The sequence below is a fragment of the Halogeometricum sp. CBA1124 genome (assembly GCF_009741955.1).
Classification (GTDB): domain Archaea; phylum Halobacteriota; class Halobacteria; order Halobacteriales; family Haloferacaceae; genus Halogeometricum; species Halogeometricum rufum.
Window position 1 is genome coordinate 1 of sequence record NZ_WPCD01000073.1, and the last position, 15,201, is coordinate 15,201.

The 15,201-nt window shown below is 61.9% G+C and carries 12 protein-coding genes and 1 pseudogene; 8 read left to right on the forward strand and 5 right to left on the reverse strand.

Annotated features, from left to right (window positions below; all coding sequences use genetic code 11):
* Both GJ632_RS10675 and GJ632_RS10680 read right to left on the reverse strand, forming a co-directional pair.
* On the reverse strand, window positions 1-1,256 hold a 1,256-nt coding region (locus GJ632_RS10675), incomplete at its 3' end, for a glycoside hydrolase family 3 N-terminal domain-containing protein (RefSeq protein WP_305037683.1).
* Complete coding sequence (locus GJ632_RS10680; RefSeq protein WP_191452899.1) at window positions 1,163-2,725, reverse strand: cytochrome P450; 1,563 nt, start codon at window positions 2,723-2,725, stop codon at window positions 1,163-1,165. The genes GJ632_RS10675 and GJ632_RS10680, both read right to left, overlap by 94 nt.
* 82 nt (window positions 2,726-2,807) lie before the next feature.
* Between GJ632_RS10680 and GJ632_RS10685 the strand changes: the two genes are divergently transcribed.
* Window positions 2,808-3,494, forward strand: coding sequence for a helix-turn-helix domain-containing protein (locus tag GJ632_RS10685; RefSeq protein WP_197427966.1), 687 nt, complete (start codon window positions 2,808-2,810; stop codon window positions 3,492-3,494).
* A gap of 115 nt (window positions 3,495-3,609) precedes the next feature.
* Here the strand turns inward: GJ632_RS10685 and GJ632_RS10690 are convergent, their stop codons facing one another.
* Both GJ632_RS10690 and GJ632_RS10695 read right to left on the reverse strand, forming a co-directional pair.
* A complete protein-coding gene (locus tag GJ632_RS10690; protein WP_343161128.1) occupies window positions 3,610-4,035 on the reverse strand; it encodes a PIN domain-containing protein in 426 nt (141 codons plus the stop codon).
* Window positions 4,036-4,299, reverse strand: coding sequence for an AbrB/MazE/SpoVT family DNA-binding domain-containing protein (locus tag GJ632_RS10695; RefSeq protein WP_191452900.1), 264 nt, complete (start codon window positions 4,297-4,299; stop codon window positions 4,036-4,038). It abuts the gene before it with no gap.
* Between the two features lie 1,254 nt (window positions 4,300-5,553).
* Here GJ632_RS10695 and GJ632_RS10700 point away from each other — a divergent pair.
* The 7 genes and pseudogenes from GJ632_RS10700 (at window position 5,554) to GJ632_RS10730 (ending at window position 12,604) form a co-directional block, all read left to right on the forward strand.
* Complete coding sequence (locus tag GJ632_RS10700) at window positions 5,554-6,024, forward strand: hypothetical protein (protein WP_191452901.1); 471 nt, start codon at window positions 5,554-5,556, stop codon at window positions 6,022-6,024.
* A 260-nt stretch (window positions 6,025-6,284) separates the two neighbouring features.
* Entirely contained in the window at window positions 6,285-7,244 is a 960-nt protein-coding gene (locus GJ632_RS10705; protein WP_191452902.1) for an alpha/beta fold hydrolase, read from the forward strand.
* Window positions 7,245-7,447: 203 nt separating this feature from the next.
* Entirely contained in the window at window positions 7,448-8,128 is a 681-nt protein-coding gene (locus GJ632_RS10710; RefSeq protein ID WP_191452903.1) for a helix-turn-helix domain-containing protein, read from the forward strand.
* A gap of 344 nt (window positions 8,129-8,472) precedes the next feature.
* On the forward strand, window positions 8,473-9,471 hold the full coding sequence (locus tag GJ632_RS10715) for a CPBP family intramembrane glutamic endopeptidase (protein WP_197427967.1): 999 nt from the start codon (window positions 8,473-8,475) through the stop codon (window positions 9,469-9,471).
* A 269-nt stretch (window positions 9,472-9,740) separates the two neighbouring features.
* Window positions 9,741-10,631, forward strand: a complete 891-nt coding sequence (locus tag GJ632_RS10720; RefSeq protein ID WP_231751486.1) for a CPBP family intramembrane glutamic endopeptidase — start codon at window positions 9,741-9,743, stop codon at window positions 10,629-10,631.
* A 100-nt stretch (window positions 10,632-10,731) separates the two neighbouring features.
* A pseudogene (locus GJ632_RS10725) lies at window positions 10,732-11,753 on the forward strand (ABC transporter ATP-binding protein).
* Window positions 11,750-12,604 carry an ABC transporter permease subunit gene (locus GJ632_RS10730; RefSeq protein WP_191452906.1) on the forward strand — a complete coding sequence of 285 codons (855 nt, stop codon included), beginning with the start codon at window positions 11,750-11,752 and terminating at the stop codon, window positions 12,602-12,604. The pseudogene GJ632_RS10725 and the gene GJ632_RS10730 overlap by 4 nt, the downstream one beginning before the upstream one ends.
* A gap of 823 nt (window positions 12,605-13,427) precedes the next feature.
* Here GJ632_RS10730 and GJ632_RS10735 read toward each other — a convergent pair.
* Complete coding sequence (locus GJ632_RS10735; RefSeq protein WP_191452907.1) at window positions 13,428-14,765, reverse strand: hemolysin family protein; 1,338 nt, start codon at window positions 14,763-14,765, stop codon at window positions 13,428-13,430.
* Window positions 14,766-15,201: the final 436 nt, after the last annotated feature.

The following is a 15,201-nucleotide window of genomic DNA, read 5'->3' on the forward strand; positions in this document are numbered from 1 at the left end:
GCGCGCCAGGCCCCGAGCATGTCCGTCGCGCTGTCCGCGAGTCCGCCGACGAGTGCGACGTCCCCGCCGTCGTCGAGCGGTAACAGGTCGCCCTCGTTCTTCAACAGGACCTGCGACTCGCGCGCGACGTCGCGGGCGGCCTCGCGGTGGTCGTCGCTGAGGAGTCGCCGAGACCGACGCTCCTCGTCGAAGTAGCGGTAGGGGTCCTCGAACAGGCCGAGGGCGCCTTTGACGGTCAGCAGTCGTCGGACGGCCTCGTCGACGAGCGACTCGTCGACGACGCCGTCTTCGACCAGGTCGACCAGTTCGGTCGCGTAGGCCCCGCTGACCATGTCGATGTCTGACCCGGCCTCGATGCACGCCCGCGCCGCGTCGCGGAGGTCTCCGGCGACCCCGTGTTCGAGGAGTTCGCCGAACGAGTTCCAGTCGGACACGACGAGGTCGTCGAAGCCGAGTTCGCCGCGCAGCAACTCCCGCACGAGTTCCTCGTTGCTGCTGGCCGGGACGCGGTCGTAGAGGCTGAACGCGTTCATCACGCTGCCGACGCCCGCCTCCAGACAGGCCTCGAACGGCGGGAGGTGGACCTCGCGGAGTGCCGTCTCGGAGAGGTCGACCGTGTTGTACTCGCGACCGGCCTCGGACGCGCCGTAGCCGACGTAGTGCTTCGCGCACGCGAGGACGGTGTCGTCCGCGGCGAGGTCCTCGCCCTGGAACCCGCGGACGCGCGCCCTCGAAATCTCGGCGGAGAGGTACGGGTCCTCGCCCGCCGCCTCCATGACGCGTCCCCAGCGCGCGTCGCGACTGACGTCGACCGACGGCGCGAACGTCCAGTGGACCCCGCTGGCGGCGGCCTCGGTCGCGGCGACGCGAGCAGATAGCTCCGCCATCTCCGGGTTCCACGACGCCGCCTCCCCGAGCGGAATCGGGAAGATGGTCCGGTGGCCGTGGATGACGTCCAGCGCCAGTACGAGCGGAATCCCGTGGTCGGACTCCTCGACCGCGAGTTCCTGAAACGCCCGGGCCTCTTCGAGGTCCGCGACGTTCAGGACCGACCCGACGTCGCCGTCCAGAACCCCCTGCTCGACGTCCATGTCGCCGACGGCGGTTCCCGTCGCGAAGTCGGCGTTCAACTGGTTCAGCTGTCCCACTTTCTGTTCGAGCGTCAGTTCGGAGAGCAGCGTCTCGACGCGTTCCTCGACCTCGGCTCGTCGCTCGGGCGGAAGCTGGTCGAGTAACGACCGCGTCTGCGTTTCCATATACGGTACGTATCCGGGGCGCTCATAAAGTGCCACCTCCGCCGCACCGCTCTGGATGCGACCGGTTTCGGTGACCGTGCCGACTCGCCGGCCGACCGCTTACCGCGTCGTCTCGGTCGCCGCTTCGGCGCCCGGTCGTGAAGCTTCATCCTGACCTCCTCGTCCGGTCGCGAGGTTATCGTCGGGACCACCTCCAGATTCCGGTCGGAGACGAGTTCGAGGTGGTAGTCCCGGTAGACCGTCGCGAGGATGAGGCGGGCCTCGAGCATCGCGAAGCGGTCGCCGATACACCGCCGCGGCCCCGCCCCGAACGGGAAGTACGCCAACGGCGGGAGCGAGCGTTCGAACTCCTCCGTCCAGCGCTCCGGTTCGAACGCCAGGGGGTCGTCGTACCAGCGCCCGTCCCGGTGGACGACCCACTGGTTCATGAACATCCTCGACCCCGCGGGAATCGTGTAGCCGCCGATTTCGTCCGTCGACTTCGCCTCGCGAACGATGCCCGGGACCGGCGGGAACAGCCGCATCGACTCCTTGACGACCTTCTCCGTGTAGGGGAGTTTCGGGAGGTCGGCCATCGTCGGCGGCTCGTCGCCGAGCACCGAGTCGAGTTCGGCCACCAGTTTCGACTCGACGGAGGGGTGCTGCGCGAGGAGGTACGTCGTGTACGTCAGCGAGACCGCCGTCGTCTCGTGGCCCGCGGTGATGAGCGTGATGGCCTCGTCGCGAATCTGCTTCTCGGAGAGCGAGTTCCCGTCGTCGTCGCTCGCGGCGAGCAGTTTCGAGACCACGTCGTGTTCGCCCGGGTCCCGTCGCTTGCGCTGGATGATCTCGTCGACGACGTCGTCGAGCGTGTCCCGAGCGTCGCTCATCCGCCGTCGGGACGGGAGCGGTACCTCCTCGGGGAGTAGGAAGTTCGGCAGGCTCGTCGTCGCCGGGAGGAAGTCGCCGACCGCGGTCTCGATGTCGTCGACGTACCGGTCGATGTCGACGCCGAACAGCGCTTCGGAGACGATTCTGAGGGTCAGCTCCATCATGTCGTCGTGGATCGAACGCGTCTGCCCGTCCGACCAGTCGTCGAGCATCTCCTCGGTCAAGTCGGTCATCATCCCGGCGTACCGCTGTATCTGGTCGGGGTGGAAAGACGGCTGGACGAGGTGGCGGTTGCGCCGCCACGCCTCGCCCTCGCTGTTGAGGATGCCGTTGCCGAGTAGCGGGCCGAGCAGCCGCTGGAACTGTTCGCCTTTCACGTAGTTGGTGTTGTTGTGGACCAGCACGTGTCCGATGAACTCCGGGTCGTTGAGCTGGTAGACGTGATCCCGGTGGGTCTCCCAGTGGACGATGTCGCCGTACTCCTCAGCCATCCGTTCGCGGAAGTCCAGTCCGCCGAGGACGGAGTAGGGCATCGCGCCCACGACGGGGAGTCCCGTCGGACCCGGTGGGAACTCGTCGACCGCTGATTGGTCACTCATCTACTGTTTCGAAGGGCGCGCCACGGTTGAGCGTTCCTTCCAGCATGTGAGCGGTGTTTATATTCCCGCCTCTACTCACACCGTGACCACCGACATGCTTCGCTACGCCACGCTCTCGCTCTCGCTCCCCGACGGAGTGCGCGAACCGACGTTCGACCTGTTCGACGACTCTCCGGCCGTCTCGACGACGGCGACGCGGTACCTCGGCCCCACCGAGAACGGACGGCACGTCGGACTCTCCGACGTCTGCGGCGACCTCGCCGTCGCCCGTGACCTGCTGGAGTCCGACGACGACGTGCTCGAGTACAACGTCGCGGGGACGGACGGACGCGGCGTCGTCTACGCTCACCATCGGAGCGTCGGGCCGATCAAGGAGTTGCTCGACATCCTCTACCGCCACGATATCGTCCTCGAGTGGCCCATCGACCACCGGGGACGCGAACGCGACTCCGCCGTTCAGTTCACTATCGTCGGGACGGACGAGGGCATCCACCGAGCCACCACCGAGATTCCGGACGTCGTCGACGTCACCGTGGAGCGAGTCGGCGGCGTCGAATCGAAAGCCGAGGCGGACCCCACGTTGACCGACCCGCAGGCCGCCCTGCTCGACCTGGCCGTCGAGAAGGGATACTACGAGGTGCCGCGACGGACGACCCAGCGCGCGTTGGCCGACCACCTCGACGTCGCGCCGGGGACGGTCGGCGACCGCCTCCAGCGCATCGAACGCCGGGTGATGACCGCGTACGCCGACCGCGGCGACGACTGGTGAGGGTGCTTGTCGCCTGAATCAGGTCCTCGAAGGACCAGTCTGCACACGTCGTCTCGGCGGCCGTGTGCAGTTTCGGGGAAGCAACTTTCTCGACGCAAAACCGCCAGCAGTCGGGTCAGAAGGGGTTATCCGCGGTTTCCAACCGAGTCACCCAGTCGAGTGCGTCAAAATCGTCGTCGAACGAATAGAGATATTCGACGTCCGTCCGTTCCATGTAGGCGGCGATCGTCGCGTCGCCGAAGGCGAGATCGTCGTACGTCTCGAACAGTTCTATGGCCCGCCTGAAGTCCTTCTGCGGTGCGTGGTGAATCTCGAATCCAGACGAGGTGGTGAGCCGTTCGTACACCTCGGTCGCCTTGTCGTGCCGATTTTGCCCGTGAATCCAGTTGAGCGTCTCGAGGACGACGTAGTTCGTCACTCGCCCGGTCGGCAGGTCGCCCGCGTCGATTCCGCGGACGATGTCGAAACCGGTGGTGTGGCGGGCGTCATCCGCGTCAAAGCCCGCGATCAGAACGCTCGTATCGACGACGGCAGACGCCACTCAGTTCTGCTCCGTCGCCTCGCGTTCGTGTCCCGCGAGGTCGTGTGTGTCCAGTCCGTCGCCGCCCATCGAAGCGGGTTCGAAGTCGCCGAAGGCGCTGTACCGTTCGTGGACGACGTCGACGCTCAGGGAACCGTCGTCGGCGACTTCCCATCGAATCGTGTCGCCGGGTTCGATGTCGAGGCGTCGGCGGATGGCGGCCGGAATCGTGACCATACCGCTCTCGCTCACCTTCGTCTCCTCGGAGCTATCCTCGGCGGCCATGTTCGTCTGTAGTCGGTAATGAATGATACATGTTGCGCCACATGTGGAGCAGGGAGGTCGTCGACGGGTCGGTGAACGACGGCTTCGGTAGCGCCCTCCGCGCTTGGACGGCGCGAGACTCACGCCGATCACCTCCGCTGAGGGTGGGTGAAAGAACCAGCAAAATGCGCCGAGTCTTTGATACACGCGATGGGACCGCCCGGCTCGCAACCCTCGTAAATTCTTGACCGTACCGTACGTCTACCCGCTGAGTCAGTCGCATTGATAGTTCGTGCTGGCTCATATCCATCAGCGAGCCAAGCGGTAGGTTGTCTGGCTCAGATTGCTCGGCGAGCCTGCTGGTACAGGCTCAGTCGATCGTCAGCTTCTCTAGGTAGGCGACGGCGCAACTCCATTCGCTCTCGCTGGGAAGCCTTGTCGTAGTGTTCTCGATGACGAAGCCATACGAGGAACTCATTTAGGTACCGCAGTCTGATATCCACCGGTCTCGATTGTCTCCTGAAGAGCGTGCTGAGGTTCACCGTCTCCATGTTTCTGGTTGTCGAGGAGTTACTAGGACGAATACATCAGGCCGGTTTTCACCTGTGTCTTATTTAGAAGCTGATCTCCCTGCTGCAGCAGCACGGTTTGTCGAAGATAACCGTGAAAGGTTAGAACAAATTGACTTCTCAAAGTCGAACGGGGTGTGGTCGTCTGTCTCTCGAGAGGCTTGCGATTGGATACTTCACTGGTTAGGTGAACGGCAGATCAACGTTCGTGAGCGCTCCGTACACGAGCCGTGCGAAGACGTGGATTGGATAATTTCCCGGGACAAATACTACTCTGCTCCGAATCACCGATATACAACTGGATCCCCTGGCTCAGTCAAAATCGATGGTACGACGCCTGGCGAAATATATCGACAGTTGCCTTCGCGAGCGACACTTGAGGACTTCCCAGATACCGTGATCGGTGATCGAGAGTGGTTATTTGTTCATTTTGACGAACACCCTGAGTTCGATTGTTTGGTCCGTCATACTGGTGGGACAACATCGATTTGGAAATACCCGGGGTGCTTTAGTGGGGATGAGGAAAGATAGCCTCAGTTGTAGCCGTCTGAAATTAAGCGGTATGGTCGCTCCGAGAACTGACTATCTCGGTAGTTGCTTTGCCGATATAATTGTCTCCTGATAAATCCTACAAAGCGTGCTGAATACAGGGCGCGAGTGCCGCAGTACCAGTATCGTTACAATACGTGGACACACATCAGGCGCCATGCCCTCCAGACGCGAACTGATGGCAGGTGTTGCTGCCACCGTGACTGCGACCGCTGGCTGTCTCGGTGATGAAGAACTCATCGCTCGGTGTTCCAGTCGAGGCGTGGGCAGCGGTTCACAATATCTCCGAGAGATTGCCCCAATACGAGGTGAAGAACAGGTCTCTCTCGGGATACTCGTTTCGGACCAAGCCGTTACTGAAGAGCGGTATCATACAGTCAAAATACGCGATAGCGACGACACCCTCGTCGCTTCAGTTCCGCTCATGAGCAATCGAGGGATGAGCAGTCTCAACCCCGAGGACTACTCCGTGTTTGGCTCCAGCAGTGGCGAACTCTACGCGGTACCGTTGGGTCCCCCACCGGTTCACGGTGAATACACGGTCTCGTTGACTGACCCGGATGCCGAGCAAATCGCAACCGCAAGTGTTCGGTTCAATTGCTACGCAGAGGGCGAAACGCTTCCGTAACTGAGGCATTCGCCGTGTTGAATCCACTCTCTAAGTTCAGCACGCCGATTCTGACAGGAATTGAGTGAATTTCCATGGTCGTGCTGAATACAGCGCGCATATCGATCAGTCTCCCCGGCTCTATCACTTAGCGTCCTCGTATCTCAGCGAGTAGTGGCCAGTGTGTTCACAGAGTGCCACCACCGTCAAGCAAGCCACGTACGTCCCCGTGTGAACGACTGGCCAAGCAGCTATATTGCGTCGTTCGACATGTCACTAACATGAATACAAGACCCCGATCCGGTCTCGCCTCCGTCGGCACTGATAATTCGGAACTCTCCAGTTCAACTGCTGGTGCAGCCGACGGCGGTGCTCGGTCTACCGGTGCGTCTCAATACGCGGAACTCTACGAAGCCGCTATCAGTGACCTGCTTGACGAATCCATCACCGATTACTGGGTCGAAACCCGCACAGGTCGAACGCACGTCCTCACTGCTGGGGACCCAACTGCACCGCCAGTAGTGGTATTCCAGGGAGGGAACGTCACGAATCCGGTGACCCTCGCTTGGGTCCAGGGACTGGCCGACGAGTACTACCTTATCGCGCCGGATACGCCCGGACAGCCGGGCTGGAGCGATACGAACGAACCCGACGAGTACGGCCCGTGGGTCGTCGACGTGCTCGGTGGCCTCGGAATCGATCGGGCAGCGATGGTCGGAATCTCTCATGGTGGGGGAATTCTGCTGGAGGCGGCTGTTCACGCTCCAGATCGAATCACTGGCGCCGTACTGGTCGCTCCCGCAGGTTTTGGCACTCCTCTCTCGCCGGCGCTCGCCCGAATCGTCGTTCTGTCTCTGGCCTATCGGGCCGTCCCACGACGCGGGTTGTTAACCCGTGCTCTCGCCCCGATGTTCAGCGATTCGATCGAAACTGTTGACGACATCGTGATTGAGACAGTCGGGCAAGCGCTTCGGACAGGGGACCTTCAGGCTGCCTTTCCCGGCCCAGATGACCTGAGGGCACTAGCTGGATTCGACGCGCCGACCCTGGCGGTCTTAGGCGAACGGGATCCGTTCTTTCCCGCGAGTCGCATTCGCCCGAAGGCCCAACAGACGCTGCCATCGCTCGTGGAGTGTCTCACACTGGCTGGCGAACGGCACTTCCTTTCGGCTACTGGGCAGGGTCGTGTGACCGATCATATCCGGACGTTCTTGGCTGAACTGTACGGTTCCGAGGAATGAAGCTGCGATACGATATTTTCGTCGTCGTTCACTGTAGGACTGCCATCGGATGAAGAGTCGTGCAACTTGAGCCGCATCCTGTCTCCGGTTTTGAACTCCCGAGACAGCGTCGTGACTTCCGTGCTCGTTCAGTCAGCGAATCGTCTCGCCACTACGGACCCGCTCCCAAACAATTATTCAGACCACGTTGAAAATATCATCTTATGGGTATCTTTGGAGAGTTCCGCGTTCCTCCGCGAGCCCTCGCACTCTCCGAGACGTTCGAGGTTGAGCCGGAAACTGTCGTCCAGATCGATCGAGTCGTCGCCTCGGAGATGGAATCTCTGACCCCGTACTTCATCGTCTCGGGGGTGTCGAACGCTGCCTTCGAGGCCGCCGCTAGTTCGGACGAGTCGATCGATACCCTCCAGCAGATCCTCGACAGCGAGCTGGGTACGATGTACCGTGCGATGTGGGGGGATAGCGTCGAATCCCTCGTACAGGCGTACACGAACAAGGGGACATCGATCCTGAAAGCCAGGGGGACGGCCGACGGCTGGGTTCTCCGAATCCGATTCGATGACCATACATTGATCGGCGAGTTTACCTCCCATCTCCGCGATCAAGGGTTCTCGTTCGACCTCGCCCGCCTCCACGAGATGTCCTACGCCCAGACGGGCAGCCAGTTCGGACTCACCCCGAAACAACACGAGGCGCTGGTAACAGCGTGGCAGATGGGCTTCTTTGATCTTCCGAGGGAGACATCGATGGCGGCCGTCGCTGAAGTACTCGATATCACCCCCCAGTCACTCTCTGACCGCCTTCGCCGAGCGCAGAACACGCTCATCGGCGATGCGCTACGCGTGGCTATGCCGACGAGTCAGGATAGCTCCGCGGACGATTGAGGTAGCGGTGGCAACCTCGGCGTTTGATTTCCGACTGGCCAACTGAGACGAGTGGAGAGAGTTCTGGGTCGATACCTTCGAAGAGCACGACACTGGGACGCTGGATTCGGCTCCACCACGATCCGATCAAAACGATCGGTATGGCTCGCGGTTGTAGGTTGTCGAGGGCTTGGTGGAAGCGAAGAGTTGGCATATTTCACCTCCGTTCCGCTGAGTTCGCAGTGGGTCAGACTATTTATAGAGCCTGATGGATAAGATGCAGCCATTCTTTCTCTGCCGAACATTCATTATGCATGCACATTCGAAACCTCGTTTGGAACAGTGTCGAGCGACGGCCACGCGCGTTGGTCCGACTCCTCATCGGGTTCTTCGTGATCGCGACATTCGCTGTCGTCGGAACGATTGTCGCTGACCTCGTATCAGTGGCATTCGTGCAACCACTCTCGTTCGGCTACCTCGTCCTTACCACACTTGGACTCGGTCTCGGGGCCGTCATTGGTGCCCTCGTGGTTGCTCGCTACATCGATCAGCGACCGGTTACTGACTACGGGTTTCGAGAGCGAAAGGTATGGGGACGTGATCTCGTGGTTGGTGCCGGGCTAGCCCTCCTCGCGCAAACTGTTGCTGTCGGCGTCGCGCTATCCGCAGGATGGGCTGTCGTGGTCGATACAATCGTCGCTGGACCAGAAGGACTCATTCTGGGACTGGTCGGCGCATTGCTCCTCTTCGCAGTCGTCGGCTTCTACGAAGAACTCGTGGCTCGTGGGGTCATTCTGAAGAACGTTGCCGAGGGGTTTGCGAGCTATGGGACGGTCCCGGCCGTCCTTGCTGCCATCATCGTTTCTAGCGTGGTGTTCGGTATCGTTCACCTGGCGAACGCCGGCGCCTCACTCGTCTCCGTGGTCGTGATTGCAGTTATTGCGATTACGGTCGCAGCGAGCTACGTGTTGACTGGTCGACTCGCGCTCGCGATTGGGTTCCACACCAGTTGGAACATCTCGATGGGAGTCCTGTTCGGCCAGCCCGTGAGTGGCATCGAACTTCCGGCCCACATTCTCGCCCTCGAAGTGACGGGACCGACCAGTTGGACTGGCGGGGCCTTCGGTTTCGAAGCCGGATTCTTGGGTGTGGTTGCAGGCTTTGTTGGACTCGTCGGCGTCATCACGTACGTCTACGTCGTCGAGGGGAGTCTCCGTATAGATCCTGGCCTGCTCGTTCCCACCCTTCGAGGCCGAAGTGACGAAGAGAGCGCTGCGATACGTGGCGACAGCCGCGTTGATGACGTGTACGCCGAATCTAATATCGACGTTAGCCACGACGGGAGCGTTACTCTCGAGAAGTAGAATCCAATCTGCCGTGATGGGCTCCCTCCAGGCTACTTGGATACACCGTTGAATACACCATCTATCCCCGACTCGTTAGCCAGCTTGAGCTGATAGACCCGGTTCAGGTCCCTTACGACTCGAATAGGGGCGGGTCGAGAGGTATATAAAACACGGATAGATACGGCGAGTACAATCTTGGAAATTTGACCCGTATCAGACGTCTATGAGTCAATTCGATTCACGACCTGTACTCCACGCTGGGGCAGTAGAATTCGCACGACGTGATAATGAGACTGGCTGGAGGGCCCCGGATGGCCGTTGAACGGGCCGCCCCCAAATTCGAGGTGCCGCCAGACGTGTATCTCGGCGCATTCGTGGTGATTACATTAGTCGTTAGCTGGTCGATATCGCTACTGATCGTCACCGATTCGATTCCTGGTTACACGACAACCGTGCTGATGCTCACGCCCGCTGTCGTCGTTCTCGCCCTTCGCCGGATCCAGGGTCAGTCCATCGTCGGAACGATCGTGTCTTCGATTCGCGGTGCGACCATCCCGTCGCTCGGATTCGCGTTCCTCTACCCGGTCCTGTTTATCGGCAGCGTCGGTGCCATCGCCCTCGCGAGTGGCCTCGGCGTCTACCAGCCGGGCCCGCAGAACTTCGTGGTCATGGTCATCGAACAGTTCGGGTTCGCCGTCCTGGCGATTGTCCTATTCGAGCAGCTCGTCAGAATGTACGGCGAGGAGTTGGGCTGGCGGGGATACCTACTCCCGGCACTGACCGAAAAATGGGGACGAGCGGGTGCCACGGCGGCCGTGGGTGTCGTCTGGGCGCTGTTTCACTCCGCATTCCTCTACCGGGCGGCCGCAGTGACCGGTGTCGGTGACCCCCTCACCGTCGCTGTCGTTCAGGCAATCGCCGTGTTCGCCATCTCGTTCCCATTCGCGTACTGTTACTTCCTCTCGAACGGAAGCGTCCTGCCCGTGGCGATTCTGCACCTCGTCTGGAACATCCTCAACCCGTGGGTTCTGGGAAGTATCTACGCGAACGAACAGGGTTTCATCGCCGGCGAGGTCTTCCTCGTCACTGGCGAAGGGATTCTCGGAGCGGTGTTCGGTCTCGTCATGATCGCTGTGTTCATCGTCCTGTTCCGGCGGGAGGTGTTGATCCGATCGTGACTCTCCGGGCAAAGATCGATCGTCACCGACGGGCGAGTATTTAAAACACGGACGTATCCGGCGAGCGAACCCTTGTTGCAATCGTTCGTATGGAAGCCGTATGAGTCAACTCGATACACGAGCCGACCCAATCGCCGACGAGATCGCGATCGAACTTGTTGGACTCGGCAAGCAGTACGGCGACGTCACTGCGCTCAACGATGTAACGCTCACCGTCCGCAGAGGGGAGATATTCGGCTTCCTCGGCCCGAACGGCGCCGGGAAGTCGACGACAATCGACATCCTCCTTGACTTCGTTCGCCCGACGGCAGGGACGGCGACCGTCCTCGGCTACGATGCACAGGACGATTCGCTAGCCGTTCGGCAGGCTGTCGGGGTCCTTCCCGACGGGTATCACCTCTACGACCGCCTGACGGCCCGACAGCACCTCGAATTCGCGATCGCTCGAAGGGCAGTGACGACGACCCGGTCGAACTGCTGGAGCGCGTCGGCATCGCCGACGCGGCTGACCGGAAGGCCGGCGGTTTCTCGAAGGGCATGAAACAGCGGCTCGTCCTCGCGATGGCGCTCGTTGGCTCACCGGAACTTCTCATCCTCGACGAGCCGTCGACGGGACTCGACCCGAACGGCGCTCGCGAGATGCGCGAGATCATTCGAGCGGAGCGTGATCGCGGGGCGACGGTGTTCTTCTCCTCGCACATCCTCGAACAGGTCGAGGCGGTCTGTGACCGCGTCGGTATCCTCCGGAACGGCGAACTGGTCGCCGTCGACACGATCGACGCACTGCGAGATGCCCTCGGGACTGATGCCCGACTAGTCCTCACCGTCGAGTCGGTGACGGACGACGTGATCGACGCGGTGACTGCCCTTCCGGGCGTAACCGGCGTCCACGCCGACAGCGAGACTCACCTGACGGTGACGTGCGAGCCGGAAGCGAAAACGGCCGTCATGCACGCCGTCGAAGCGGCTGGAGAGACTATCGTCGATTTCGATATCGAGGAGACGTCCCTCGAGGAGATGTTCGCCGCCTACACGACGGAGGACGACACGGACACGAGCAGCCGGGACGACGACCTCGAGCCCGCGACTCCCTCGGCTGGCGGCGAGGAGGTGCGTGCATGAGCTGGGTCGTCGTTGCCCGGAAAGATTTCCAGGACGCCCGGCTCTCGAAAGCCCTCTGGGCCATCACCGCCGCGTTCGTGCTCCTCTCGGCAGGGATGGCGGTCCTCTATGCGACGGTTCCGGAACTCAGTCGGGATATCGGCGAACTGAGTACCCTCGGCTACCTGACACTCCTGCTGGCCGTGATGACGCTGTTCGTCTCCATCGCGGCCATCGTCATCGGAGCGGGAGCGATCGCCGGTGAGCGCGACCGCGGCTCGAGCAAGCTCCTGCTGGGCTTTCCCCACAGCCGCGCGGACGTAGTTCTCGGAAAACTCCTCGGCCGCACGGCGGTACTTGCGGTCGCCATTCTCGTCGGCCTCGCGGTCACGCTGGCGGTGATCCTCGCACTGTTGCCCTCGTTCTCACCGGTCGACTACGCGGTCTTCGCGGTGGTCACGCTCCTGTTCGCCCTCGTGTACGTGGGCATCATGGTCGCCGTCTCCGCGACGACCGGGAGCGGTGGACGGGCGATGGCGTTCGGCGTCGGCGTGTTCGTTCTTCTCGAATTCCTCGGTGACCTCCTCGCGCCGGCGGTCATGTTCGTCGCGAATGGGTTCTCTTTCGGTGGGCTCACGACGATCCCGGGGTGGTATGCCTTCCTCAACGTCGTCACGCCGTCGGCTGCCTACCAGAACGCCCTCGGGTGGTTCCTCGGTGACGGCACGACGGCAGCCCTGAGCCTCGGCGGGATGCTGGACGGGCCGGTTCCGTTCTATCTCACGGGCTGGGCCAGCATCGCCGTCCTCGTGGTCTGGCTCGTCGTTCCGCTGGTGCTCGGATACCGGCGTTTTGCCACCGCAGACCTCTGACCCCACGCGGTCCAAGACGATCGGGAGGAGCTTCCCGCCTGGAAGCAGACCACGCAGTGGTCGAATCTGGCGGCCTGTCCCTCGTTGGTGTTCGAACTCCGGCTGACCAACCAGAACGGCATCAGGCACGTCCCCCCATCGGAACGGTGTGAGTCGCCGTGAACGTGCGGTGGCCCGCTGGGTCGGGGAACACAGCTCCGCGGGCTCGCTCTCTGTTGGCTCCTCGGAATTATGATGTCCGGCCTCTTGGGAACGGTCGTTACCGGCCGGTCACCCCTCTTTGAACTCCGAGGGACTCCGGTTGGCAGTATCGCCGTGACCGCGATCGACCTTGTAGTCGGTGTCATCTCCACGCCAGTGGCCATCTACCTGACAGGTCGGTACGTGGATCGACGGCGGTTCCGAGATTTCGGTATCCGCGTCAATCGCGCGTGGTGGGCCGACCTCACGTTCGGGTTCGTCTTACGAGGCGCGTTGATGACGGCCATCTTCGTGGACCAGTTGGCACTCGGCTGGGTCACGATACGCGGCGTTTTCGTCGTCGGTGGCGTCCCGCAGTGGACGTTTCCGTACTGGTTCCTGCTCTCCTACAGAAGTTTCTCGAATACCGTTCGTGGAACAAGCCTGCTGACTCCACCCTCTGTATTCACCAGGCGACCCCTATCAGGTTCGGGGATTCAACAGAGAGCGACACCTGAAGTTCGAGAGAACGGCGCGCAGGAGAGGGCGTCGACCTGGACGACTCCGAGACTCCGAATCGAACGGGTACGGGACGCAACGTCGATCGGACGTCGTCGTGCGGCCGAACGGAACGGGTCGGTCTCTACTCCCGCTCCTCCGACGGTTCGTCGGTGTCTCTCTCGCGGATCCGCACCGTCACGATTCGGGCCCCCTCGACGCTCGTCACCTCGGCGATGTGACCGGCGATTTCGACGCTGTCGCTGACTTCCGGCGTGCGGTTGAGTCGTTCGAGCACCAGTCCGCCGATGGTCTCTACCTCCTCGCTCTCGAAGCCCGCACCGAGAGCGTCGTTGACTCTCGACAACGGGACTCCTCCGTCGACGTCGTACCCTCCGTCGTCGCGCGGGCGAATCGAGGGTTCGTGCTCGTCGAGGTCGAACTCGTCTCGGAGGTCTCCGACGAGGGCCTCGACGATGTCTTCGACCGTCGCCATCCCCTCGAACGCACCCCACTCGTCGATGACTGCGGCCATCTGTTGGCGCTCCTCTCTGAACTGCCCCAGGAGACCGCCGATCGTCATCGTCTCCGGGACGACGAGAATCTCGCGGGTGAGGTCGCCGACTAACTCGGCGTCCCCGTCGCCAACCTCCGCCCGCAGCACGTCCTTGACGTCGACGAATCCGACTACTTGGTCCCCGTCGTCGGCGTCGAGAACCGGGTAGCGCGTGTGGCCGGCGTCGAAGACGATGGACTCGAGCTCCGACAGCGCGGCGTCTTCCGGAACGCTCACCACGTCCGGTCGCGGAACCATGACCTCCCGCACCACGATATCGTCGAGATCGAACACTCGCTCTATCATCTTCACCTCGGCCACGTCGATGTCTCCCTCTTCACCGGATCGGGTGAGTACCCGTAGGAGTTCCCGTTCACCGAGCGTCTCGTCCGACTCGGAGGCGGGCGGCACGCCGATTGACCGCGTGAACGCGTTGGCGGCCCCGTTGAAGACGACGATCCCCGGATAGAGGAGGTAGTAGAAGAGCTTCATCGGCGGGGCGAGGAACAGCGAGAGTCGCTCGGTCTGGGCGATCGCGAGCGTCTTCGGCGCGAGTTCGCCGAAGACGACGTGGAGGAACGTGATGATACTGAAGCCGATAGCGAAGGCGACGAAGTGGAGCGTCCCCTCGGGGAGAATCGGAGCCAGTACGGGTTCTATGAGCGACGCCACGGCGGGTTCGCCGACCCATCCCAGTCCCAGTGACGCGATGGTGATACCGAGTTGCGTCGTCGCGAGGTAGTTGTCGAGGTTCGTCATCACCTCTTGGAGCGTCTCCGAGCCGGTTCGCCCCTCTGCGGCGAGCTGTTCGACCGACGTTCCCCGAATCCGGACGAATGCGAACTCCGAGGCGACGAAAAAGCCGTTCAGAACCACGAGAAACAGCGCGACGAGGATCTGTGCCGCCGAGAGCACCACGTCTACCATCGGTGCTGCCGAGACGTACCGTCGTTCGATCGTAGCGTGTCCATACCGGTTCCTCTCGCTCCATCTACTAAAACGTCTAAATAGTCCGCGGAGGACCGCCCGCCGTTATCGGCGAAGTTGAGAAGAACGCGTGCAAGATAGGCGCTCTGTATTCAGCACACTCGCCAGAACATGTCAGAAGACAGTAATTTCGGTAGAGCGACTCCGAGAGTGGGCCACAGGCGGAGACGGGCTCTTTCGAGCCGTCCTCGTGCGAGCCCGCGTCTCTTCGCTTTCGAAGCCGACGCGGCACCAGCGACACTCGGCGACGAACTTCGAGAGTGGTTCTTCGTGCTCGGGTTCGTCGTCGCTCGCTTTCAGGTCGGCGCCGTCGGTGCCGGTGCTCGAGCGGATTCGGTCGGCCCTCGGTGTTTTCGACCTTGCTGGTGACGGAGTC